This window comes from Pseudomonas sp. Irchel s3h17 (genome assembly GCF_900187505.1).
Taxonomy (GTDB): Bacteria; Pseudomonadota; Gammaproteobacteria; order Pseudomonadales; family Pseudomonadaceae; genus Aquipseudomonas.
The window spans coordinates 196,932-217,999 of the sequence record NZ_FYDL01000001.1; the positions used below are offsets into that span (position 1 = coordinate 196,932).

At 63.6% G+C, this 21,068-nt stretch carries 18 protein-coding genes and 1 pseudogene; 12 read left to right on the plus strand and 7 right to left on the minus strand.

Annotated elements, in window-relative coordinates; genetic code table 11:
- Genes CKW25_RS00865 through fabI form a run of 4 tightly spaced genes read left to right on the plus strand, consistent with a single transcriptional unit; the run spans position 1 to position 4,521 of the window.
- The gene (locus CKW25_RS00865) at positions 1-1,074 is read left to right on the plus strand and encodes a microcin C ABC transporter permease YejB (RefSeq protein WP_095077145.1); all 1,074 of its coding nucleotides are present in this window, start codon (positions 1-3) and stop codon (positions 1,072-1,074) included.
- A gap of 1 nt (position 1,075) precedes the next feature.
- Entirely contained in the window at positions 1,076-2,095 is a 1,020-nt protein-coding gene (locus tag CKW25_RS00870) for an ABC transporter permease (RefSeq protein WP_095077146.1), read from the plus strand.
- A 1-nt stretch (position 2,096) separates the two neighbouring features.
- Positions 2,097-3,707 carry an ABC transporter ATP-binding protein gene (locus CKW25_RS00875; protein ID WP_095077147.1) on the plus strand — a complete coding sequence of 537 codons (1,611 nt, stop codon included), beginning with the start codon at positions 2,097-2,099 and terminating at the stop codon, positions 3,705-3,707.
- A 19-nt stretch (positions 3,708-3,726) separates the two neighbouring features.
- On the plus strand, positions 3,727-4,521 hold the full coding sequence (fabI, locus tag CKW25_RS00880; RefSeq protein ID WP_095077148.1) for an enoyl-ACP reductase FabI: 795 nt from the start codon (positions 3,727-3,729) through the stop codon (positions 4,519-4,521).
- A 122-nt stretch (positions 4,522-4,643) separates the two neighbouring features.
- Here fabI and CKW25_RS00885 read toward each other — a convergent pair whose 3' ends face one another.
- The 3 genes from CKW25_RS00885 to CKW25_RS00895 are packed head-to-tail and all read right to left on the minus strand — an operon-like array spanning position 4,644 to position 7,907.
- Entirely contained in the window at positions 4,644-5,273 is a 630-nt protein-coding gene (locus CKW25_RS00885; protein ID WP_095077149.1) for a hypothetical protein, read from the minus strand.
- Between the two features lies 1 nt (position 5,274).
- A complete protein-coding gene (locus CKW25_RS00890; RefSeq protein WP_095077150.1) occupies positions 5,275-7,431 on the minus strand; it encodes a xanthine dehydrogenase family protein molybdopterin-binding subunit in 2,157 nt (718 codons plus the stop codon).
- Between the two features lie 14 nt (positions 7,432-7,445).
- The gene (locus CKW25_RS00895; protein WP_095077151.1) at positions 7,446-7,907 is read right to left on the minus strand and encodes a (2Fe-2S)-binding protein; all 462 of its coding nucleotides are present in this window, start codon (positions 7,905-7,907) and stop codon (positions 7,446-7,448) included.
- A 353-nt stretch (positions 7,908-8,260) separates the two neighbouring features.
- On the opposite strand from CKW25_RS00895, the gene CKW25_RS00900 reads away from it, so the two are divergent.
- From CKW25_RS00900 to CKW25_RS00915, 4 genes are all read left to right on the plus strand, one after another.
- Entirely contained in the window at positions 8,261-8,785 is a 525-nt protein-coding gene (locus tag CKW25_RS00900; RefSeq protein WP_095077152.1) for a sigma-70 family RNA polymerase sigma factor, read from the plus strand.
- 6 nt (positions 8,786-8,791) lie between these two features.
- Positions 8,792-9,775: a FecR domain-containing protein gene (locus tag CKW25_RS00905; RefSeq protein WP_256577889.1), complete on the plus strand. Its 984-nt coding sequence runs from the start codon at positions 8,792-8,794 to the stop codon at positions 9,773-9,775.
- A gap of 340 nt (positions 9,776-10,115) precedes the next feature.
- A complete protein-coding gene (locus CKW25_RS00910; protein ID WP_256577890.1) occupies positions 10,116-12,596 on the plus strand; it encodes a TonB-dependent siderophore receptor in 2,481 nt (826 codons plus the stop codon).
- A gap of 125 nt (positions 12,597-12,721) precedes the next feature.
- Complete coding sequence (locus tag CKW25_RS00915) at positions 12,722-13,225, plus strand: VOC family protein (protein ID WP_095077153.1); 504 nt, start codon at positions 12,722-12,724, stop codon at positions 13,223-13,225.
- A 21-nt stretch (positions 13,226-13,246) separates the two neighbouring features.
- Here CKW25_RS00915 and CKW25_RS00920 read toward each other — a convergent pair.
- Both CKW25_RS00920 and CKW25_RS00925 read right to left on the minus strand, forming a co-directional pair.
- Positions 13,247-13,744 (minus strand): annotated as a pseudogene (locus tag CKW25_RS00920) (aspartate-alanine antiporter); the annotation flags it as partial.
- A 105-nt stretch (positions 13,745-13,849) separates the two neighbouring features.
- Complete coding sequence (locus CKW25_RS00925) at positions 13,850-15,304, minus strand: TrkH family potassium uptake protein (protein ID WP_095077154.1); 1,455 nt, start codon at positions 15,302-15,304, stop codon at positions 13,850-13,852.
- Positions 15,305-15,541: 237 nt separating this feature from the next.
- Here CKW25_RS00925 and CKW25_RS00930 point away from each other — a divergent pair, with 237 nt between their 5' ends.
- Complete coding sequence (locus CKW25_RS00930) at positions 15,542-16,423, plus strand: AraC family transcriptional regulator (RefSeq protein ID WP_095077155.1); 882 nt, start codon at positions 15,542-15,544, stop codon at positions 16,421-16,423.
- Between the two features lie 5 nt (positions 16,424-16,428).
- Here the strand turns inward: CKW25_RS00930 and CKW25_RS00935 are convergent, their stop codons facing one another.
- On the minus strand, positions 16,429-17,016 hold the full coding sequence (locus CKW25_RS00935; protein WP_095077156.1) for a LysE family translocator: 588 nt from the start codon (positions 17,014-17,016) through the stop codon (positions 16,429-16,431).
- A 199-nt stretch (positions 17,017-17,215) separates the two neighbouring features.
- Here CKW25_RS00935 and CKW25_RS00940 point away from each other — a divergent pair, with 199 nt between their 5' ends.
- Together CKW25_RS00940 and chrA are read left to right on the plus strand one after the other, a co-directional pair.
- Positions 17,216-17,926 (plus strand): isoprenylcysteine carboxylmethyltransferase family protein, encoded by a 711-nt coding sequence (locus tag CKW25_RS00940; protein ID WP_256577891.1) that lies wholly within the window; start codon positions 17,216-17,218, stop codon positions 17,924-17,926.
- 96 nt (positions 17,927-18,022) lie between these two features.
- Entirely contained in the window at positions 18,023-19,228 is a 1,206-nt protein-coding gene (gene chrA, locus CKW25_RS00945; RefSeq protein WP_095077157.1) for a chromate efflux transporter, read from the plus strand.
- Between the two features lie 39 nt (positions 19,229-19,267).
- Here chrA and CKW25_RS00950 read toward each other — a convergent pair whose 3' ends face one another.
- The gene (locus tag CKW25_RS00950; protein WP_095077158.1) at positions 19,268-19,738 is read right to left on the minus strand and encodes an Lrp/AsnC family transcriptional regulator; all 471 of its coding nucleotides are present in this window, start codon (positions 19,736-19,738) and stop codon (positions 19,268-19,270) included.
- 124 nt (positions 19,739-19,862) lie between these two features.
- Between CKW25_RS00950 and CKW25_RS00955 the strand changes: the two genes are divergently transcribed.
- Positions 19,863-21,062 carry a methionine gamma-lyase gene (locus CKW25_RS00955; RefSeq protein ID WP_095077159.1) on the plus strand — a complete coding sequence of 400 codons (1,200 nt, stop codon included), beginning with the start codon at positions 19,863-19,865 and terminating at the stop codon, positions 21,060-21,062.
- Positions 21,063-21,068: the final 6 nt, after the last annotated feature.

The following is a 21,068-nucleotide window of genomic DNA, read 5'->3' on the forward strand; positions in this document are numbered from 1 at the left end:
ATGCTGGCGTACCTATTACGGCGACTGTTGCTGATCATCCCGACCCTGTTCGGCATCCTGCTGATCAACTTCTTGATCATCCAGGCCGCACCTGGCGGCCCGGTGGAGCAGATGATCGCCAAGCTCGAAGGCTTCGAGGGCGCCACCAGCCGCATTGCCGGTGGCGGCGCCGAAGTCTCGGTGGCGGGCTCCAGCTATCGGGGCGCCCAGGGCCTGGACCCGGCGCTGATCAAGGAAATCGAACACATGTACGGTTTCGACAAATCGGCACCGGAGCGCTTGTGGATCATGATCAAGAACTACGCCCGCCTGGATTTCGGCGACAGCTTCTTCCGCGACGCCAAGGTCATCGACCTGATCAAGGAAAAGCTGCCGGTGTCGATCTCCCTCGGACTGTGGAGCACCCTGATCATGTACCTGGTGTCGATTCCCCTGGGGATCGCCAAGGCCACCCGGCATGGCAGCCACTTCGACATCTGGACCAGTTCGGCGATCATTGTCGGCTACGCGATCCCGGCATTCCTGTTCGCCATCCTGCTGATCGTGGTGTTTGCCGGCGGCAGTTACCTGGACTGGTTCCCCTTGCGCGGCCTGACCTCGAACGACTTCGACGAGCTGAGCCTGGGCGGCAAGGTCCTCGATTACTTCTGGCACCTGGCGCTGCCCGTGACCGCGCTGGTGATCGGTAACTTCGCCACCATGACCCTGCTGACCAAAAACAGCTTCCTCGACGAAATCAACAAGCAGTACGTGGTCACCGCCAAGGCCAAGGGCCTGACCCGGCACCGCGTGCTCTATGGCCATGTGTTCCGCAACGCCATGCTCCTGGTGATCGCCGGCTTTCCTTCGGCCTTCATCGGCATTTTCTTCACCGGCTCCCTCCTGGTGGAAGTGATCTTCTCCCTCGACGGCCTCGGCCTGATGAGCTTCGAGGCGGCGATCAACCGCGATTACCCGGTGGTCTTCGGCACCCTGTTCATCTTCACCCTGCTGGGGCTGGTGGTGAAACTGATCGGCGACCTGACCTACACCCTGGTCGATCCACGTATCGACTTCGAAACACGGGAGCATTGAGATGCGCCTTTCCCCTCTCAATCGCCGACGTTACGAGCTGTTCAAGGCCAACAAGCGTGGCTGGTGGTCGCTGTGGCTGTTTCTGGTCCTGTTCGGCGCCAGCCTGGGCGCCGAACTGATCGCCAACGACAAACCGCTGGCCGTGCATTACGACGGCCAGTGGTACTTCCCGGCGCTCAAACGCTACCCGGAAACCACCTTCGGTGGCGAATTCCCCCTGGAAGCCAACTACAAGAGCCCGTACATCCGCGAGCTGCTCAAGGCCAAGGACGCCTGGACCCTGTGGGCGCCGATCCCGTTCAGCTACCAGAGCATCAACTACGACCTGAAAGTCCCGGCCCCGGGCCCGCCCTCGACGGACAACCTGCTGGGCACCGACGACCAGGGCCGCGATGTGCTGGCGCGGGTGATCTATGGGTTCCGGGTGTCGGTGCTGTTTGCCCTGACACTGACCCTGCTGAGCTCGATCATCGGCGTGATCGCCGGGGCCTTGCAGGGCTTCTATGGTGGCTGGGTCGACCTGGCCGGCCAGCGCTTCCTGGAAATCTGGTCGGGCCTGCCGGTGCTGTACCTGCTGATCATCCTTGCCAGTTTCGTGCAACCCAACTTCTGGTGGCTGCTGGGCATCATGCTGCTGTTTTCCTGGATGAGCCTGGTGGACGTGGTGCGCGCCGAGTTCCTGCGCGGACGCAACCTGGAGTACGTGCGCGCCGCCCGGGCGCTGGGCATGCGCAATGGCGCGATCATGTTCCGGCACATCCTGCCCAACGCCATGGTTTCCACCATGACCTTCATGCCCTTCATCCTCACGGGCGCCATCGGCACCTTGACCGCACTGGACTTCCTCGGCTTCGGCCTGCCCGCCGGCAGCGCGTCGCTGGGCGAGCTGGTGGCCCAGGGCAAGTCCAACCTGCAGGCGCCCTGGCTCGGCATCAGCGCCTTTGCGGTGCTGGCGCTGATGTTGAGTCTGCTGGTGTTTATCGGCGAGTCCGCTCGCGATGCCTTCGACCCGAGGAAGTGAAATGAATCAGGACAATCTGATCGAAGTGCGCGACCTCTGCGTCGAATTTACCAGCGGTGAGTCGCGACAGCGGGTGGTCGAAGGCGTCAGCTTCGACATCAAGCGCGGGGAAACCCTGGCGCTGGTGGGCGAAAGCGGCTCGGGCAAGTCGGTGACGGCGCACTCGATCCTGCGCCTGCTGCCCTACCCCCTGGCGAGCCACCCCAGCGGCACCATCCAGTATGCCGGGCATGATCTGCTGAGCCTGAAAGAGAAAACCATCCGGCACATTCGCGGCAACCGGATTGCGATGATCTTTCAGGAGCCCATGACCTCGCTCAACCCGCTGCACTCGATCGAGAAGCAGATCAACGAGGTATTGGGCATTCACAAAGGCCTGACCGGCAAGGTAGCCACCCGGCGCACCCTCGAGCTGCTGGAGCTGGTGGGCATTCCCGAGCCGCATAAACGGCTCAAGGCCCTGCCCCACGAGTTGTCCGGCGGCCAACGGCAACGGGTGATGATCGCCATGGCCCTGGCCAACGAGCCGGAGCTACTGATCGCCGACGAGCCAACCACCGCGCTGGACGTGACCGTCCAGCTGAAAATCCTCGAACTGCTCAAGGAATTACAGGCCCGCCTGGGCATGGCCCTGCTGCTGATCAGCCACGATTTGAACCTGGTGCAAAGAATTGCGCATCGCGTATGTGTCATGCAGCGCGGTTGCATCGTCGAACAGGCATCGTGTGAACAATTGTTTCGCGCGCCGCAGCATCCGTACACGCGGGAGCTGCTGGCAGCGGAGCCCAGCGGCAACCCGGCGACCAATGAAATCGGCCCGCCGTTGCTGCAGGTCGAGGACCTGAAAGTCTGGTTCCCGATCAAGAAAGGCTTTTTGCGCAGCACCGTCGATTACATCAAGGCAGTGGACGGTATCCACTTCAGCCTGCCCCAGGGCCAGACCCTGGGCATCGTCGGCGAGAGTGGTTCGGGCAAGTCGACGCTGGGCCTGGCGATTTTGCGCCTGATAGCCAGCAAAGGCGTGATCCGCTTTGAAGGCAAGCAGCTAGACTGCCTGTCGCAGCAACAGGTAAGGCCGCTTCGGCGGGAAATGCAGGTGGTCTTCCAGGACCCCTTCGGCAGCCTGAGCCCACGGATGTGCGTGAGCCAGATCGTCGGTGAAGGCCTGCGGATACACAAGATCGGCACGGAGGCCGAACAGGAACTGGCTATCATTGCAGCCCTTGAGGAGGTAGGCCTGGACCCGGAAACCCGGCACCGCTACCCCCATGAATTTTCCGGCGGGCAACGGCAAAGAATCGCCATTGCCCGGGCTTTAGTGCTAAAACCGGCGTTGATTTTGCTGGACGAGCCGACCTCGGCTCTGGACCGCACCGTGCAACGCCAGGTGGTTGAACTGCTGCGCAGACTGCAAAGCAAGTACAACCTGACGTATCTGTTCATCAGCCATGACCTGGCTGTGGTGAAAGCGCTGAGCCACCAGCTGATGGTGGTCAAGCATGGCCAAGTGGTCGAACAAGGTGACGCGCAAGGTATCTTTGCCGCACCGCAACATCCTTATACACAGCAGTTGCTGGAGGCCGCTTTCCTGGCCCCAGCAACAGCCGAATAACCTGAAAGAGGAGCAACACATGGGTTTTCTCGCCGGTAAGCGCGTACTGATCGTCGGTGTCGCCAGCAAGCTGTCCATCGCATCCGGCATCGCTGCCGCCATGCATCGCGAGGGCGCTGAGCTTGCCTTCACTTATCAGAACGACAAACTCAAGGGTCGCGTCGAAGAGTTCGCACAAGGCTGGGGTTCGAGCCCTGAGCTGTGCTTCCCGTGCGACGTGGCCAGCGATGAAGAGATCGCCAAGGTCTTCGAAGCACTGGGCAAGAAGTGGGACGGCCTGGACTGCATCGTGCACTCCGTGGGCTTCGCCCCGGGCGACCAACTGGACGGCGACTTCACCGAAGCCACCACCCGTGAAGGCTTCCGCATCGCTCACGACATCAGCGCCTACAGCTTCGTGGCCCTGGCCAAGGCCGGTCGCGAAATGATGAAAGGCCGCAACGGCAGCCTGCTGACCCTGTCGTACCTGGGCGCCGAGCGCACCATGCCGAACTACAACGTGATGGGCATGGCCAAGGCTTCCCTGGAAGCAGGCGTACGCTACCTGGCCGGCTCCCTGGGCCCGGACGGCACCCGCGTCAACGCCGTATCGGCAGGCCCGATCCGCACCCTGGCCGCTTCCGGCATCAAGAACTTCCGCAAGATGCTGGCCGCCAACGAAGCGCAAACCCCGCTGCGTCGTAACGTCACCATCGACGAAGTCGGCAACGCCGGCGCCTTCCTGTGCTCGGACCTGGCGTCCGGCATCAGCGGTGAAATCATGTACGTGGACGGCGGCTTCAACACCACCGCCATGGGCAACCTCGAAGAGTGATCTTCGCGGTGTGACAAAAAACCCGCCGATCGAGACGGGTTTATCAAAGGGTCACCCCCACACCCTGCGAAGGCTACGCTTTCGCAGGGTGTTTTGTTTTTGGAGGCCATCATCCTGAGCAATCAATGCTGATCGGTATCGATCTCGGCAAACATGGTTTCCACCTCCCCGGCCTGGCTCCCCGCCTGCGGACACGGGCCACCGGCGTGTGCCCAGCGCTTGAACTGGGTAACGAACTCATCGTGAGGCACCGGCACGGGTGCCCGGTTGCCACCAGGGCGCCACCCCCACAACACCAGTTTGTCGTCACTGACATGCTTGATCAGCGCGGCAAAGTCGCGGTCACCATTGCGGTCACGGTCCTTGATCATCTGGCACAGTTGATCGGCCGGCAAACCGATCCAGGCCATCTTGTGGGCCGGTGGCGGCAGGCTCCAGTGCGGGGCACCGGGTGGCGTATGAGGACCATAGCTGGCCGGTGGATTGCCCTCGCCGTGACAGGTGGCACAGGGCAACCCGGCGGCTCCCTTGCCGTCGACACCGCGCACCACGTTCATGGCATGGGGCGCCCCTGCGTCGGACTGCAGGGGTGAGTCATCGGGGATATGGCAGTTCTGGCAGCGCGGGCTCTGGAAGACCTTCTGCACCGTGGCAAACGCGGTCAATGCCGCCTGGTCTTCAGCAAACAGGTCCGGGGCGTAACCGCCCATCCCGAACAGCAGCACGGTGCCCAAAAACAGGTGCCGCCGCATCTCACACCCCCGCCAGTTGCAAGGGCAGCTCACGCAGCCGTTGCCCGGTCAGGGCGAACACCGCGTTGGCCACTGCCGGCGCGGTCGGCGGCACACCGGTCTCACCGATACCGCCCGGTTTGTCGGAGCTGGGCACGATGTGCACCTCCACCACCGGCATTTCGTTCAGGCGCAGCACCTGATAGTCGTGGTAGTTGGACTGCTGCACCTGGCCGTCCTTGAACGTCAGCTTGCTGTGCAAGGTGAAGCCCAGGCCAAAGGTGATGCAGGACTCCATTTGCGCGGCAATGCTCGCCGGGTTCACCGCAATCCCGCAGTCGACCGCACAGACCACGCGGTGTACGCGGATCTTCAGGTTGTCCTGCGACACCTCGGCCACCTGCGCGACGTAACTGCCAAAGGACTCGTGTACCTCCACGCCCAAGGCGTGCCCCGCCGGCAACGGTGCCTTCCAGTTGGCCTTCTCCACCGCCAGGTTCAGCACGCCCAGGTGCCGCGGATGCGCCTTGAGCAAGGTGCGTCGGTATGCCACCGGATCCTGGCCGGCCGCCGTGGCCAGTTCGTCGATCAACGACTCCATGACGAAGGCCGTATGGGTGTGCCCCACCGAACGCAACCACAACACGCTGATCCCGGTCTGCGGTGAGTGCAGGTCTACCCGGTGGTTGGCCAGCCCAGTCAGGTAAGGACTGTCGGCCACCCCTTCGACCGAGGTCTTGTCGATGCCGTCCTTGACCATGGTCGCCTCCAGCATGGTCCCGGCCATGATCGACTGGCCGACCAGCACATGCTTCCAGGCCTGGGGCAAGCCATCGGCACCCAGGCCGATACGGGCCTGATGCACAAACGCCGAGCGGTAATAGCCACCGCGAATGTCATCCTCCCTCGACCAGACGGTTTTCACCGGCGCGCCCGCCGCCTTGGCCACCTGCACCGCTTCGCTGACAAAGTCCGAGGTCGGATTGGCCCGCCGACCAAACCCGCCACCGAGGAACTCGGTATGGATCACCACCTGCTCGGGTTTGAGCCCGGTGATTTTTGCCGCGATCATCTGGTCCAGGGTCTGGAACTGGGTACCGGTCCAGATCTCGCACTGGTCCGGGGTAATCCTGACGGTGCAGTTGAGCGGTTCCATCGGCGCATGGGCCAGGTAAGGCACGCTGTACTCCGCCTCGACGGTTTTCACCGCCTTGCCCAGCGCCGTATTGACGTCGCCGGCCTGGCTGGCGGGCGTCCCCGGGGTAGCGGCCAGTTTGCGGAAGCTTTGCAGCAGCGCCAGGCTGTCCAGCCCCTTGTTGGGGCCAAGGTCCCAGTCGATTTTCAAGGCATCGCGACCTAGCTTCGCGGCCCAGTAGTGATCGGCCACCACCGCGATCCCGGTCGGCACTTGCACTACTTTATGTACCCCGGGCAGGGCCAGCGCGGCTTCGGCGTCGAATGACCTGACGCTGCCGCCAAACACCGGCGAACGGGCGACCATGGCGGTCAGCAAGCCGTCGAACTGCACGTCCATGCCGAACTTCGCCTGCCCGGTGATTTTCTGCGGAGTGTCCAGGCGCTGGGTGGGTTTGCCGATGATCCTCCAGTCCCTGGCCTCCTTGAGCTTGATCGACGCCGGATCCGGTGCCGGCAGTTGCCCGGCCTCATTGGCCAGCTCGCCATAGGTGGCCCGCTGATCACCGGCGATGACCACCCCCGACTCCGTCCGCACCTGCGACGGGGCAACATTGAAGCGCTTGGCAGCCGCCTGGACCAGCATCAAGCGGGCGGCGGCACCGGCCTGGCGATAACGGTCGAACTCCATCCAGGTCGAGGTGGAGCCCCCGGTAATCTGCATGCCTCCAAAGGCCGGCAGTCCATAGTCAGCGGCCGATGCCGGCGCGTGTTCAACACGGATGCGGCTCCAGTCGGCATCCAGTTCTTCGGCGATCAGCATGCTCAGGCCGGTCCAGATCCCCTGGCCCATTTCCGAATGCCCCAACAGGACCGTCACTCGGCCATCGGGAGCGATGCGCAAAAAGGCGTTGGGGGCGAACACCGCGTCCGGTGCCGCGGCAGCCTGGGCAAAGCGATTGGCGCTGGGAATGAAGAACCCCACCACCAGGCCCGCACCCAGCACGGCGCTGCCTTTCAGAAAGGTGCGCCGGGATGTATCCATAAAAGGACCCATGCTCAAGCCTCCCCGAGGTCGGCAGCGCGTTTGACCGCGGCACGAATGCGTGGATAGGTGCCGCAACGGCAGAGATTGCCCGACAGCGCCTGGTCGATGTCGCTGTCCGTCGGTGCCGGTATTTTCGCCAGCAACGCCACGGTCGACATGATCTGCCCGGACTGACAGTAACCGCACTGCACCACGTCGATCTCGGCCCAGGCGCGCTGCACCGGGTGCGAACCATCGCTCGACAAGCCTTCGATAGTGAGAATCTTCTGCCCATTGGCGACTGCCGCAGCCGGTGTGATGCACGAGCGCAACGGCGCGCCATCGACGTTGACCGTGCAGGCGCCGCACTGGGCCATGCCACAACCGAACTTGGTCCCGGTCAGGTGCGCGACATCACGCAATACCCACAACAGCGGCATGTCGCCAGGCACTTCCAGGGGGTGATCCTTGCCATTGATATTGAACGTCAGCACGGCAATCTCCTCGGGGCGGTCAGGACTTTCGATGTCCTTTGATCGCGTCGCTGTGGCAACGGATGCCTACGCGCGCGTCGGGTTATCCATTGAGCTAAGCGTAATTTCCCTGAGGGTCGGGGTTGAGCGACCACCGGTCACCCTACGACCCGCACAAAAACGGGGTCGGCTCTTCAAAGCCCCCTTGACGTTGTCACATCGACGGGCAACAACGCTCCTCCCATGCACCCGCTCGACACATCGCCCAAAAGCAAACCAATATCATTTGCATCACTGAAGGCCTTTTGCTTTAATCGCGACCAATTCCCATTTGCACCCTAGCCGCTACGGCGTCTCCTGGACATGCGCATTCAATGATGGTCGTCGAAACCTCTCTCGTGCAGAACCTCTACACCAGCCACCATCGCTGGCTGTACGCGCTATTACGCCGACGCCTGAGCGATGCGTTCGATGCGGCCGACCTGGCACACGACACCTTTGTCCGCGTCCTCAAGCGCCCGCAGGACTTCGAGTGCGAAGTGCATGAGCGCTCTCACCTGGCGACCATTGCCCGGGGCCTGTGCATTGATCACTGGCGCCGCCGGCAGCTGGAACAAGCCTGGCTGCAGGCCCTGAGCGAACGCCCGCCAGCGCTGCAGCCCTCCCCCGAGCAACGCTTGATCATCGTCGAGACCCTGCACGAAGTGGATGCCATGCTGCAGCGCCTGCCCAAGCGGGTCAGCGATGCGTTCATCCTCGCGCAATTGCATGGGTTGCCCTACAAGGCCATTGGCCTCGAGATCGGGGTGTCCGAACGCATGGTGAAGAAGTACCTGGCCCAGGCCCTGATGCATTGCGCCCTGCTGGAGGCCGAGCTCGACGGCCTGCTGATTGAGTAAGCGCCCTTGCCTGGCACCTTGAAAACACTCAACCACGCCAGTCTGCAACAGGCAGCCCACTGGTATGTGCAGCTCAACGACCAGCAGGTCGGCGAACAGGAGCACCTGCGCTGGCAAGCCTGGCTGGCCCAGAGCGGCGAGCACCAGGCGGCCTGGCGCTACGTGGAGCGGGTCGGCGAGCGCTTTGCGCCGCTGCACGGCGACGGCGCATCACCCGCGGCCAGCCAGGCCTTGCGGGGTACCGGGCGGACCAGCGTCACGCGCCGCCAGGCCCTGAAATCCTTGCTGTTCCTCACCTCCGGCAGCCTGCTCGGCTGGAGCGCCTGGCGCCAGACACCTCTGCCGGACACCCTGGACCGCTGGACCGCCGACCTGTCCACCGGCACCGCAGAGATCCGCGAACGCCGGCTCAGCGACGGCAGCCAGCTCTGGCTCAACGCGCTCAGCGCGCTGGATGTGCGCTTTGACACCCGTGAACGCCTGCTGCGATTGCGCGCCGGCGAAGTGCTGATCGACACGGCCAGGGATCCGTTACGACCATTTCGGGTGCAGACCGCACAGGGCCTGCTACAGGCATTGGGCACGCGTTTCAGTGTGCGCCAGGACGATGAGCGGACCTTGCTCAACGTGTTCGAAGGGGCCGTTGAGGTGCGCCTGGCCAACGACCAGGTCAACGTGGTGCAGGCCGGGTGGCAAATGGCTTTCAGCCAGACGGCCTTCGAACCCGGCCGCGCCGTCTCTATCGCCCGCGAAGCCTGGCGCCGTGGCGTGCTGTTGGCGGATAACCTGCCGCTGGGCCAGTTGATCGAGGAACTCAGCCGCTATCGCCAGGGCTATCTGGCCTGCGACCCGGCAGTGGCGCAGCTGCCGGTGATGGGTTCTTTCCCGCTCAAGGACACGGACCAGGCCCTGCGTCTGCTGGAAGCGGCGCTGCCGATCCGCGTCGAAAAGACCCTGGCCTGGTGGGTCAGCGTCGGTGCCAAAGCCTGAACCATCGCCAGCACCGCAATGCTGCTCAGTTAAGGATAGGGTTGCTCAATACATCCCCCCGTGGCGAGCGAGCTTGCTCGCGCTGGGCTGCAGAGCAGCCCCCAAAACTGTCGTCGAGTTCGTTCTGAAAGACCGCAGTCGCTTTGTTGGGTGCGCTTTGCGCACCAGCGCGAGCAAGCTCGCTCGCCACGGGTCTCTCACCCGCTTCAAGCCTTTCTTAACTGAACAGTATTGCGCCAGCACCGGAGTTTTTCAGATCGCGGTTCCCTTTTGCGTTTTTCGTTCGGTTAACCCCAAGAAGCACTTCAATTGCCGATCGACTCGATCCAAAGGGACCTCCATGCCGCACCACGTCGCCGCCCGTTTTCGTTTTGCCCTGCGCCCCTTGGCTCTGGCCCTTCCCGCTGCCCTGCTGAGCCTGGCCCCCGTGGCCGCCCAGGCGGCTGACACCGCCAGCCGCGAACAGTCCAGCAGCCAGCGCCAGTACCGCATTGCCGCGGGCTCGCTGGTCAGTGCGCTGAATAGCTACGCCGAGCAATCCGGGGTGTTCCTCGCCGGGCACAACGACCTGGCCAGCGGCAAACGCAGCCCGGGGCTCAACGGCAGCTTCACTGAACAGGAAGCCTTGCAGCGCCTGCTTCAGGGCAGCGGCCTGCAAGCCCAACCGCAAGCCGATGGCAGCTACGTGCTGCAAGCGGCGCCCACGGGTGACGGCACCTTGCAACTGGGGGCCACGACCATTTCCGGCCAAGGCCTGGGGGCGACCACCGAGGACACCCACTCCTACACCACCGGCTCCACGTCCTCGGCCACCGGCTTGCCGTTGTCACTGCGTGAAACGCCGCAGTCGGTCACCGTGATCACCCGCCAGCAAATGGACGACCGTGGCGCACAGGATGTCGGCGACGTGTTGCGCAATACCCCGGGCATCACCCAACAGGCCTACGACACCGACCGCATGGAGTTCTCGTCCCGCGGCTTTGCCATCACCAACTACCAGTACGATGGCGTCAACCGGGTCTACGACGGTGTCTACGGTGAAGCGGCCACTAACGTCGACGCGGCCACCCTGGACCGTATTGAAGTGGTCAAGGGCGCTACCGGCCTGATGACCGGCTCCGGCGACCCCTCTGCCACCGTCAACCTGATTCGCAAGAAGCCGACCAAGGCATTCAAGGCCTCGGTCAGCGGTACCGTCGGCTCCTGGGACGCCTACCGCACCGAAGGCGATATCTCCGGGCCGTTGAACGACAGCGGCAGCCTGCGCGGGCGCTTCGTCGGCGCCTATCAGGACAAGAACTCCTACCTCGATCATTACAGCCAGAAGAAGGACCTGTTCTACGGCATCCTGGAAGCCGACCTGACCCCGGACACCCTGCTGACCTTCGGCATCGACAAGTCCAGCGTGACCCCGCGCGGGACCTCCTGGACCGGTAACCCGACCTATTTCTCCGACGGCGGCCGCACCGACTTTTCCCGTCACTTCAACCCGGGCGCCGACTGGAGCCGTCGCGACTTCGACGACATCACCTACTTCGCCTCCCTGGAGCAGGCACTGGCCAATGACTGGAAACTGAAAGTCAGCCTCGACGAGAAAACCACCGACCACGACACCCGCCTGGCCTCGGCCAGTGGCGGCAACCCGGACCGGGCCACCGGCGAAGGCATGTTCCTGTACTGGGGCCGCTGGGAAGGCCATCGCGTCCAGGACACCGCCGACGTCAACCTCTCCGGCCCCTTCAGCCTGGGCGGTCGCGAGCATGAACTGGTGGCCGGCGTCATGGCGTCCCACTCGCGCCAGACCGGCTCGACCTACGACACCAGCGCGTTTGAAACGGTGCCGGGCAGCATCTATGACTGGAACGGCGACCTGCCGTACCAGGCATTTCCGAAAAACGGCAAATACGAACGCACCCAGAGCCAGAACGGCGTTTACCTGGCCACCCGCCTGCGGCCGACCGACGACCTGTCGTTCATCCTCGGCAGCCGCTTGAGCACCTTCAAGTACAACGAAGACTACCCCTACTACCCGGGCTCAGGCCTGGACGACACCCACGCCAGCTACAAGGAACATGGCGTCGTTACCCCCTACGCCGGCGTGATCTATGACCTGGACGACACCTACTCGGTCTACGCCAGCTACACCTCGATCTACCAGCCGCAGGTCCACAAGGACACCGCTGGCAAGACTCTGGCGCCGGTAGAAGGCGACAGCTATGAAACCGGCCTCAAGGCCGCGTACCTGGACGGCAGGCTGAACGCCAGCCTGGCCCTGTTCCGCATCGAGCAGGACAACCTCGCCGAATCGATCGGCACCAACCCAGTCACCAACGAAGGCATCTACAAGGCCGTCGATGGCGCCACCACCCAAGGCGTGGAGCTGGAACTGGCCGGTGAACTGCAGGAAGGCTGGAACCTGATCGCCGGCTACACCTACGCCCGCACCCGCGACCAGGACGATCAACGCGTCTACGGTTACCCGCTGTCCACCACCAAGCCGGAACACGTGATCCGTACGTTCACCACCTACCGCCTGCCGGGCGCCCTGGACAAGGTCACCGTCGGTGGCGGGGTCAGCTGGCAGAGCGCGTTCTACGGCAAGGTCTACAGCCCGACTGTGGGCGATAGCACCCGGATCAGCCAGGGCGGCTACAGCCTCGTCGACCTGATGACCCGCTATCAGTACAACGAGCACCTGAGCTTCACCGCCAACGCCAACAACGTCTTCGACAAGAAGTACCTGACGGGCCTGGGCAACTTCGAGACCACCTACTATGGCGAGCCGCGCAACCTGATGCTCACCACCAAGTGGGACTTCTAGGCCAACTGCCCCTCCCGCCGCTGCCGAACCTTCGGCAGCGCGCGGCTCTCCCGACGGTCGATCCACGGCATCACCCAACGACTATGCTGATAGTCCAGCGTGATGACCTGTTGAGGAGAACCGCCATGTCGCGTATCCAGAAACTCACCCCCTGCCTGTGGTTCGACGACCAGGCCGAGGACGCCGCGCACTTCTACTGCTCGGTGTTCGAACACTCCACCGTCACCGCCATCACTCGCTACGGCAAGGCCGGCTTCGAGTTCCACGGTCGGCCCGAAGGCTCGGTGATGACCGTCAGTTTCATGCTCGACGGCCAGACCTTCACCGCCCTCAACGGCGGCCCGGTGTTTCGCTTCAACGAGGCCATCTCGTTCCAGGTCAACTGCCACTCGCAATTTGAAATCGATCACTTCTGGTACGCATTGTCGGCCGGGGGCGACGAACAGGCCCAGCAATGCGGCTGGCTCAAGGACAAGTTCGGCCTGTCCTGGCAAATCGTACCGGTGGCGTTGATGGAAATGATGACCGACCAGGACTCCAGCAAGTCCCAACGCGCCATGCAGGCCATGCTGAACATGAAGAAAATCGACATCGCCACGCTCGAGCGGGCCTTCAACGACCAGGGCTGAGACGCCCCGGCCAGTCGGGGCTCAGCCTGCGACCACAAACACGATGATGGGGCCGCACACGGCCAGCAGCACGTTGGAGATCGCATAACACACGGTAAAGCCGATCACCGGCGTGCTGCTGCCGGACTGCTCGATGATTTTGTTCATGGACGCCGCTTCGGTCTGCGCCCCGGCCAGGGCGCCCAGCAGGATCATGGGGTGCAAGCGCAAGACATACCGACCGAAATACAGGGCGACCAGAGGCGGCAACAGGGTCACCACCACCCCGGAAAGCAACAGTGGCAGGCCATGCTCGCGCATGGCGGTGATGGCCGCAGGCCCGGCCAGCAACCCGATCACGGCGCCAAAGGCGGTCAGGCCGAACTCGGAAAACGCCCATTGCGCGGCCGGGGGCAATGCACCCGTTTCAGGGTGACGGGAGTTGTACCAGCCAATCACCAGCCCCGTCACCAGCACGCCACCGCCGACACCCAGCTCCACCGGGATCATGCCGACATGGGTCGACAGCAGCCCCACCGACAGCAACACCAGTTTCAGGGTGCCGCGGTTGAGCGCGTTGCGCACCAGGTGGCAACAGAGTCCTGTCGCAGGCCAGTGTAGTCGCTAAATCATTCCGTTCCGGGCTCAGTACTTCCAGAACACCGGCGTGAACAGCACCAGCACCGTCAGGATCTCCAGGCGCCCCAGGAGCATGCCAATGGTCAGCAGCCACTTCGCCGCATCGGGCAAGGTTGAAAAATTACCTGCCGGCCCGATGATCGCCCCTGCCCCCGGGCCCACGTTACACACGGCCGTGGCCGCCCCCGTCAACGCGGTCGTCCAGTCCAGCCCGATGAGCGCCAGCCCCAGGGCGATCACGGCAATGGTGATGGTGAAGAAAAACGAGAAGGTCAGCAGCGACCGGACAATCTCCTCGTCAATGGAGTGACCGTTGTACTGCTTCTGAATCACCGCCCGTGGGTGGATCAGTTGCTTGAGGTTGCTCATCAGCAGCGCGGCGGCCACCTGGAAACGAAAGATCTTCAGGCCTCCCGCCGTGGAGCCGGAACACCCCCCCACGAAGGTCAGGTAGAAGAACAGCAGCACGGAAAAGCTGCCCCACAAGGTGTAGTCGCCGACCGCGACCCCCGTGGTCGTGACCACTGACGTCACGTTGACCGCCACGATGCGAAACGCATCCCACCATCCGAAGTCGCTGTGCAGCCACAGCCAGGTCCCGATCGCCAGCCAGGTAGTCACCAGAAACCCGATGAACCCCCTCACCTGCTGATCCTTGAGCAGGGCACCTCGATGACCGCGCAAGCTCGCGACGTACAACGCGAACGGCAGGCTGCCGAGGATCATGATGACCACCGCCACCCAATGAATCGCCGGCTGGGTCCAGTGCCCCAGGGACGAGTCCGAAGTAGAGAAGCCGCCGGTCGAGATCAGCGACATGGCGTGGTTGACCGCTTCGAACGGGGTCATCCCAGCAAGCCACAGCGCCAGCGTGCCAAGGGCGGTCAGCCCCAGGTAAACCCAGACGATGTACGTGGCACCGACATGGGAGCGTGGCGTCACTTTCTCCGACCAGTCCGACGACTCGGTCTGGAACAAGCGCATCCCGCCCACCCGCAACATGGGCAGAATCGCCACCGCCATGCCGATAAAGCCGATACCCCCGAGCCAATGCAGCATCGAGCGCCAGATCAACAACCCGGGAGAGGCGGTGTCCAGGCCGGTCAGGACCGTGGAGCCGGTGGTGGTAATCCCCGACATCGTTTCAAAGAACGCGTCGGTGTAGCTGATGTGATGGATGAACACCATGGGCAGCGCCGCAAAGGTGCAGACCACGACCCAGCTCGCCGTCGTCAGCAGGTACATGTCCCGGGGGCGCAATTGCACGGTTTCCGGGCGCCCCTTTGCCACCAGCAACAGCCCGCAAACGAAGGTGATCAGGCTCGACCAGAGAAAGGCCGGCAGGTCGTCGCTGCGCTCGTGCGCCACCAGGGTCAGCATGGGGATCGCCATGCTGACAGCCAGCGTTATCAGGAACATGCCCAGGATGAAACCGATAAGCCGAATTGCCGTGCCAGACATCAAACAGACCCGCCAGATAAAAGGCACGCAGTATCAGAGGTCGAACCGTGCGCCCGCGTAAAGTTTCCGTAATTTTTCCCTTGGCTGCGCGGTGCACTCATCACCCGCGCCGGACCACCGGGAGGCACCGGCACCCGCTTCTCAAACAACGATTTACAGTGTAGAAGAGGCGCAAGCGTCTCGTTGCCCGCGTATCACGCACGCCACTGCCGTGATGCGCACAATGGAATCCACCCCATGTCAGACCGCAATGCCGCACAGGCCAAGGGCGTTTCCACACGCCCTTCACCTCGACCAAAGACCCAGGCTGGGGACGCGTCCCCGCGCTTCTGGCGCGATGATGCCCTGCCCTTCATCGAGGCTCGCGCCATCGCCGATGGTCGAGAAGTCTGTTACGCCCGGCATTCCCACGAGCATTTCTCCATCGGTGCAATCACGGCCGGACGCAGCACCTACCTGCATGAGCGCTCGGCCTTCGAAGTTGCAGCCGGTACCGTGGTGCTGATGAACCCCGGCGACGTCCATGCCTGCAACCCCATCGACGACCAGCCGTGGGCCTACCGCATGCTGTATGTCGATACGCCGTGGCTGACCGACCTCCAGCATCAACTGGGGTTCAGCGCGGAACTGGACTTCCGCCGTTTTACCGTCACCCATATCGCCAACCGCGCCATGTTCGACGGGCTCAATCGACTGTATGACACCCTGCTCGACGAACAGGCGTCGACCCTGCAAAAACACAGTGCCACGGTGGCGTTCTTTACCGAGGTACAGACCCTGCTCAACCCGGCCGAGGTCCTGGTTCGCGAACCCAACTTCAAGCTCGAACGGGCCGCCGAGTACATCCGCGAGCACTGCACCCAGGCGCTGAAACTGGAGGATATCTGCGAAGCGGCGCAGCTCTCGGCGTCGTACCTGATCCGCGCGTTCAAGCAGCAATACGGCATGACGCCCCATGCATTCCTGGTCAACCACCGCATCCAGTTCGCCCGCCACCAGTTGCGCCAGGGCCAGTTGATTGCCGACGTCGCGCTGCAAGCGGGGTTCGCCGATCAGGCGCATTTTCAGCGTGCCTTCAAACAGCACCTGGCCGCGACACCCGGGCAATATCGCGGCTAAACCACCTAAGGCAGCAGCAGATAGCCGGCGCTGAGTGCCAGCAGCAACGCCATCAAGCGGTTGAACAGGCGCATGCCCCCGGCATTGTTCAGGTAGTGCCGCAAATAGGTACCGGCATAGGCCCAACAGGCGACCGACAGGTAGCAGATCACCAGGTACACCGCCGCAAACTGCCAGACCAGCCCCGCATCACCGTCAGCGACAAAGGCCCCCATGCCCGCGACACAGGCCAGCCAGGCCTTGGGGTTGAGCCACTGCATCAGCGCCCCGTAGAACATCGTCGGCGCCTTGCCCCCGTCCTTGGTGCCGAGACGGCCATCATCGGTCGCCAGTTTCCAGGCCATGAACAGTAGAAACGCCACCCCGGCCAACTGCACCACCCGGGTCAACGCCGGCCAGCGTTCCAGCAGCTCATGCAAGCCCAACCCCATCAACACCAGCAACAGCACAAACCCCAGGGTGGCCCCCGCCACGTGCCGCTGACTGGCGCGGAAGCCGTACTGCGCCCCCGAACTCAGGGCAACAATGTTCACCGGCCCCGGGGTGATCGACGCGACCAACGCAAACGCGGCCATGGAAATGATCAGACTCATTGCACACCTTCCTTCAGACAACCGGGGACATCCCGGCGCTCAAGGTAGAAGGAGGCCCAGGCAGCTGTATTGAAGAAAACACCCCTTGGCGGAAGTCGGTATTGCAGATCGAACGATCTGTGTCATACGGATGTCACTGACAGTACAACTGCCGCAACACCGATGACGATCCAACACTGCATCACGAGGGATAAGCCGCATGGCAAACACCGAAGAGCCCCGTGACCCGAGCCCGATGTCGCCGGGCATGGTCGTCGCCTATGCGGTCGGCCTGCCGCTGGTGCTGTTGGGCCTGATCTTCCTGCCCGCCGGCACACTCGCCTGGCGGCCAGGATGGATATTCCTCGGCGTGCTGGTGCTGGGCTTTGGGGTGTCGGCCCTGGTGCTCGCCCGGGTCAACCCGGTGATCTACCGTGCGCGCAGCCGGATTCAGGCGGGCACCAAACGCTGGGACAAAGCCCTGCTGGCGCTTCTCCTGCCGACCCTGGTGGCGATCCTGCCGGTGGCCGCCCTCGATGCCGGGCGGTTTCATGCCTCGGCCGTTCCGGCCTGGGCGGTGCTGGCGGGTTATCTCGGTGTGCTGGCGGGGATCGGTGTGACGGGCTGGGCACAGGCGGTGAATCCATTCTTCGAGCCGGGCGTACGGATCCAGTCCGAACGGCATCAGCGGGTGATTGATGGCGGTCCCTACCGCTTCGTGCGGCACCCCGGGTATGTCGGCGCGCTGTTTCTGTTCTTCGGCATGGCGCTGGCGCTGGGCTCGTTCTGGGCGCTGGTGCCCGCCACGCTGGCGGCAGCACTGCTGGTCCTGCGCACGGCCTGGGAGGACCGGTTGTTGCGAGCCGAACTGCCCGGCTATGCCGACTATGCCCTTCAGGTCCGGTGGAGATTGCTCCCCGGCGTCTGGTGAATGATTCCTGCCCGCTGATAGGCTGTAGAGAACCCCTGAGTCCTTCGCTCATCCCGATGACCAGTGCAGCCCACATGATTTCCAGAAGAACAGCCCATGCCCCCTACCCACCTCGACGATCGTAGCCCCTGGCAGGTCTTTCTGGTCTTCCTGCGCCTGGGACTGACCTCGTTCGGTGGCCCCGTCGCCCATCTGGGCTACTTTCGAGCGGAGTTCGTGGTTCGCCGACGCTGGTTGAGTGAGCGCAGCTATGGGGATCTGGTGACGCTCTGCCAGTTTTTGCCCGGCCCCGCCAGCAGCCAGGTCGGCATGGCCCTGGGCCTGTCGCGGGCCGGCTACCGCGGCGCGCTGGCAGCCTGGCTCGGTTTTACCCTGCCCTCGGCACTGTTCCTGATCCTGCTGGCCCTGGGCATTTCCGGTTATGGGGAAGTACTGCCGGCCGGCACCCTGCACGGCCTGAAAGTCGTCGCGGTGGCCATCGTCGCCCAGGCGGTATGGGGCATGGCGCGCACCCTCTGCCCGGATGTACCCCGCATCACATTGATGGTGGCCGCGACCTGCCTGGTGCTACTGCTGCCATCGGCCTGGGCACAGGTGGGCGTGATGGCCAGCGCGGGCATCGCGGGCCTGTTGCTGTGCAAGCCCGTACGGGCCGGCGAGCATGAGCCGCTGCCGATCACGGTCAGTCGCCGGGCGGGGGCGCTGTGGTTGACCCTCTTTCTGGCCCTGCTGGCGGGCCTGCCACTGTTGGCCGGACTTGTGTCCAGTCCGACCCTGGACATGCTGGATGCCTTCTACCGCAGCGGTTCCCTGGTGTTCGGTGGCGGGCACGTCATGCTCCCGCTGCTCCAGGCCGAGGTGGTCCCCACTGGCTGGATCAGCAACGAGACCTTCCTGGCCGGCTACGGTGCGACCCAGGCCATGCCCGGCCCATTGTTCACCTTTGCCGCCTTTCTCGGGGCCTCGATGCACGGCCCGCAGTCCGGCTGGCTCGGCGGCCTGCTGTGCCTGCTGGCGATCTTCGCACCGTCCTTGCTGCTGGTGCTCGGCGTCCTGCCGTTCTGGGAACGACTGCGGCGCAACCAAGGCGTGCAGGCGGCGATGCTCGGGATCAATGCCGCGGTGGTCGGCCTGCTGCTGGCCGCGCTCTATCGACCGGTATGGACCAGCGCCATTGTGCAGCCGGCAGACTTCGGCCTGGCACTGGTTGCCTTGGTGGCGCTGATGTACTGGAAACTCCCACCCTGGCTGGTGGTCGTCGGTTGCGGCGTTGCCGGCGGGCTGTCGAGCCTCATGCCCTGAGCCGCGCGGGATGTGCACCCCGCCAGGGCCCGGTCGTGCTCAGTCCAGTACCGGGACCACGCGCGACGGCTTGACCGATTTGAACGAAAAGCTCGAATAGATCTCCTTCACTGCCGGCAGGGTTTGCAGCACCTCGCGCGCGAACTCGCCGAAAGACTCCAGGTCCTTGGCCACCACTTCCAGCAGAAAGTCGTAGCGCCCGGAGACGTTGTGGCAGGCGACGATTTCCGGGATTTCCAGCAAGCGCTGTTCGAAGGTCCTGGCCATCTCCTGGTTATGGGACTCCATCATCACGCTGACAAACGCGGTGACGCCGTAGCCCAGCGCCTTGGGCGAAAGCACCGCCTGATAGCCCGTGATCACCCCGCTCTCCTCGAGGAGTTTCACCCGTCGCCAGCACGGCGAGGTGGTCAGGGCAACCTGATCGGCCAGTTCGGCGACCGTCAGTCGGGCATTGCCTTGCAGGGCAATGAGGAGTGCCTTGTCAGTGCGATCCAGGCCAGGGGGCATGTCTTGCCTCTCAATCTTGTTTTTAGGGATGTTTATTCTAAACAACCGTTTATTCGCCGGTTATTTTGGAATTTTTCGCGTTGAGTTTGAGCATAGCATTGTAGGAAATCAGGGAGCGTTGACCATGAACAATAAAAACAATGAGCTTGGCTTTTCTACCCGCGCCATCCATCACGGCTACAACCCGCTGGACAACAACGGCGCGCTGATCCCGCCGATCTACCTGACGTCCACCTTCGCCTTCCCCACCGTCGAATACGGTGCCGGGTGTTTTGCCGGCGAAGAGCCCGGGCACTTCTACACCCGCATCTCCAACCCGACCCTGGCGCTGCTGGAGTCACGCATGGCCACCCTGGAAAATGGCGAGGCCGCGGTAGCCTTCAGCTCCGGCATGGGGGCGATTGCCGCGACCTTCTGGAGCCTGCTGCGCCCCGGCGACGAGATCATCGTCAATGGCACCCTGTACGGGTGCACCTTCGCCCTGCTGCACCACGGCATCGGCGAGTTTGGCATCAAGGTGCGCCATGTCGACATGGCCAACCTGGCCGAGTTGCGCGATGCCATCGGGCCCGCGACGCGCATGGTCTATTTCGAGTCGCCGGCCAACCCGAACATGCAACTGGTCGATATCGCCGCGGTGGCCGGGCTCACCCGCCATCACCCGGACGTCACCCTGGTGGTGGACAACACCTATTGCACCCCGTACCTGCAACGACCGCTGGACCTGGGCGCCGACGTGGTGGTGCATTCGGCCACCAAGTACCTCAGCGGCCATGGCGACATCACCGCCGGCATCGTGGTGAGCAGCCAGGCACTGGCGAGCCGCATTCGCCTGCAAGGGCTCAAGGACCTGACCGGTGCCGTGATGTCGCCCCAGGACGCCTTCCTGCTGATGCGCGGGCTCAAGACCCTGTCGTTGCGCATGGAGCGCCATTGCAGCAACGCCCAGGTGATTGCCCGGTTCTTGCAGGAACACCCTGCCGTCGAGTCGGTGACGTACCCCGGCCTGCCCTCCTTTGCCCAGTACGAGCTGGCGGCCCGGCAAATGAAGTTGCCGGGGGGCATGATTGCGTTCGAACTCAAGGGCGGGCTGCCCACCGGCAAGCGCTTCATGAACGCCCTGCAACTGTTCAGCCGCGCCGTCAGCCTGGGGGACGCCGAATCCCTGGCCCAGCACCCGGCCAGCATGACCCACTCCACCTACACCCCTGAAGAACGCGCCCGCCACGGTATTGCCGAGGGGCTGGTACGCTTGTCGGTAGGCCTGGAAGACTGCGCCGACTTGCTTGCCGACGTCGCCCAGGCCCTTGATGTGTGCGCGTGAGGGAGG

What these genes read in the sequence shown, in the direction of transcription:
- CKW25_RS00885 (WP_095077149.1), bottom strand. Translation starts at nt 5,273, where the DNA reads ATGCGGCGGCACCTGTTTTTGGGCACCGTGCTGCTGTTCGGGATGGGC.
- CKW25_RS00915 (WP_095077153.1), top strand. Translation starts at nt 12,722, where the DNA reads ATGTCGCGTATCCAGAAACTCACCCCCTGCCTGTGGTTCGACGACCAG.
- CKW25_RS00875 (WP_095077147.1), top strand. Translation starts at nt 2,097, where the DNA reads ATGAATCAGGACAATCTGATCGAAGTGCGCGACCTCTGCGTCGAATTT.
- CKW25_RS00910 (WP_256577890.1), top strand. Translation starts at nt 10,116, where the DNA reads ATGCCGCACCACGTCGCCGCCCGTTTTCGTTTTGCCCTGCGCCCCTTG.
- fabI (WP_095077148.1), top strand. Translation starts at nt 3,727, where the DNA reads ATGGGTTTTCTCGCCGGTAAGCGCGTACTGATCGTCGGTGTCGCCAGC.
- CKW25_RS00865 (WP_095077145.1), top strand. Translation starts at nt 1, where the DNA reads ATGCTGGCGTACCTATTACGGCGACTGTTGCTGATCATCCCGACCCTG.
- CKW25_RS00900 (WP_095077152.1), top strand. Translation starts at nt 8,261, where the DNA reads ATGATGGTCGTCGAAACCTCTCTCGTGCAGAACCTCTACACCAGCCAC.
- chrA (WP_095077157.1), top strand. Translation starts at nt 18,023, where the DNA reads ATGCCCCCTACCCACCTCGACGATCGTAGCCCCTGGCAGGTCTTTCTG.
- CKW25_RS00935 (WP_095077156.1), bottom strand. Translation starts at nt 17,016, where the DNA reads ATGAGTCTGATCATTTCCATGGCCGCGTTTGCGTTGGTCGCGTCGATC.
- CKW25_RS00955 (WP_095077159.1), top strand. Translation starts at nt 19,863, where the DNA reads ATGAACAATAAAAACAATGAGCTTGGCTTTTCTACCCGCGCCATCCAT.
- CKW25_RS00925 (WP_095077154.1), bottom strand. Translation starts at nt 15,304, where the DNA reads ATGTCTGGCACGGCAATTCGGCTTATCGGTTTCATCCTGGGCATGTTC.
- CKW25_RS00890 (WP_095077150.1), bottom strand. Translation starts at nt 7,431, where the DNA reads ATGGATACATCCCGGCGCACCTTTCTGAAAGGCAGCGCCGTGCTGGGT.
- CKW25_RS00930 (WP_095077155.1), top strand. Translation starts at nt 15,542, where the DNA reads ATGTCAGACCGCAATGCCGCACAGGCCAAGGGCGTTTCCACACGCCCT.
- CKW25_RS00940 (WP_256577891.1), top strand. Translation starts at nt 17,216, where the DNA reads ATGGCAAACACCGAAGAGCCCCGTGACCCGAGCCCGATGTCGCCGGGC.
- CKW25_RS00950 (WP_095077158.1), bottom strand. Translation starts at nt 19,738, where the DNA reads ATGCCCCCTGGCCTGGATCGCACTGACAAGGCACTCCTCATTGCCCTG.
- CKW25_RS00870 (WP_095077146.1), top strand. Translation starts at nt 1,076, where the DNA reads ATGCGCCTTTCCCCTCTCAATCGCCGACGTTACGAGCTGTTCAAGGCC.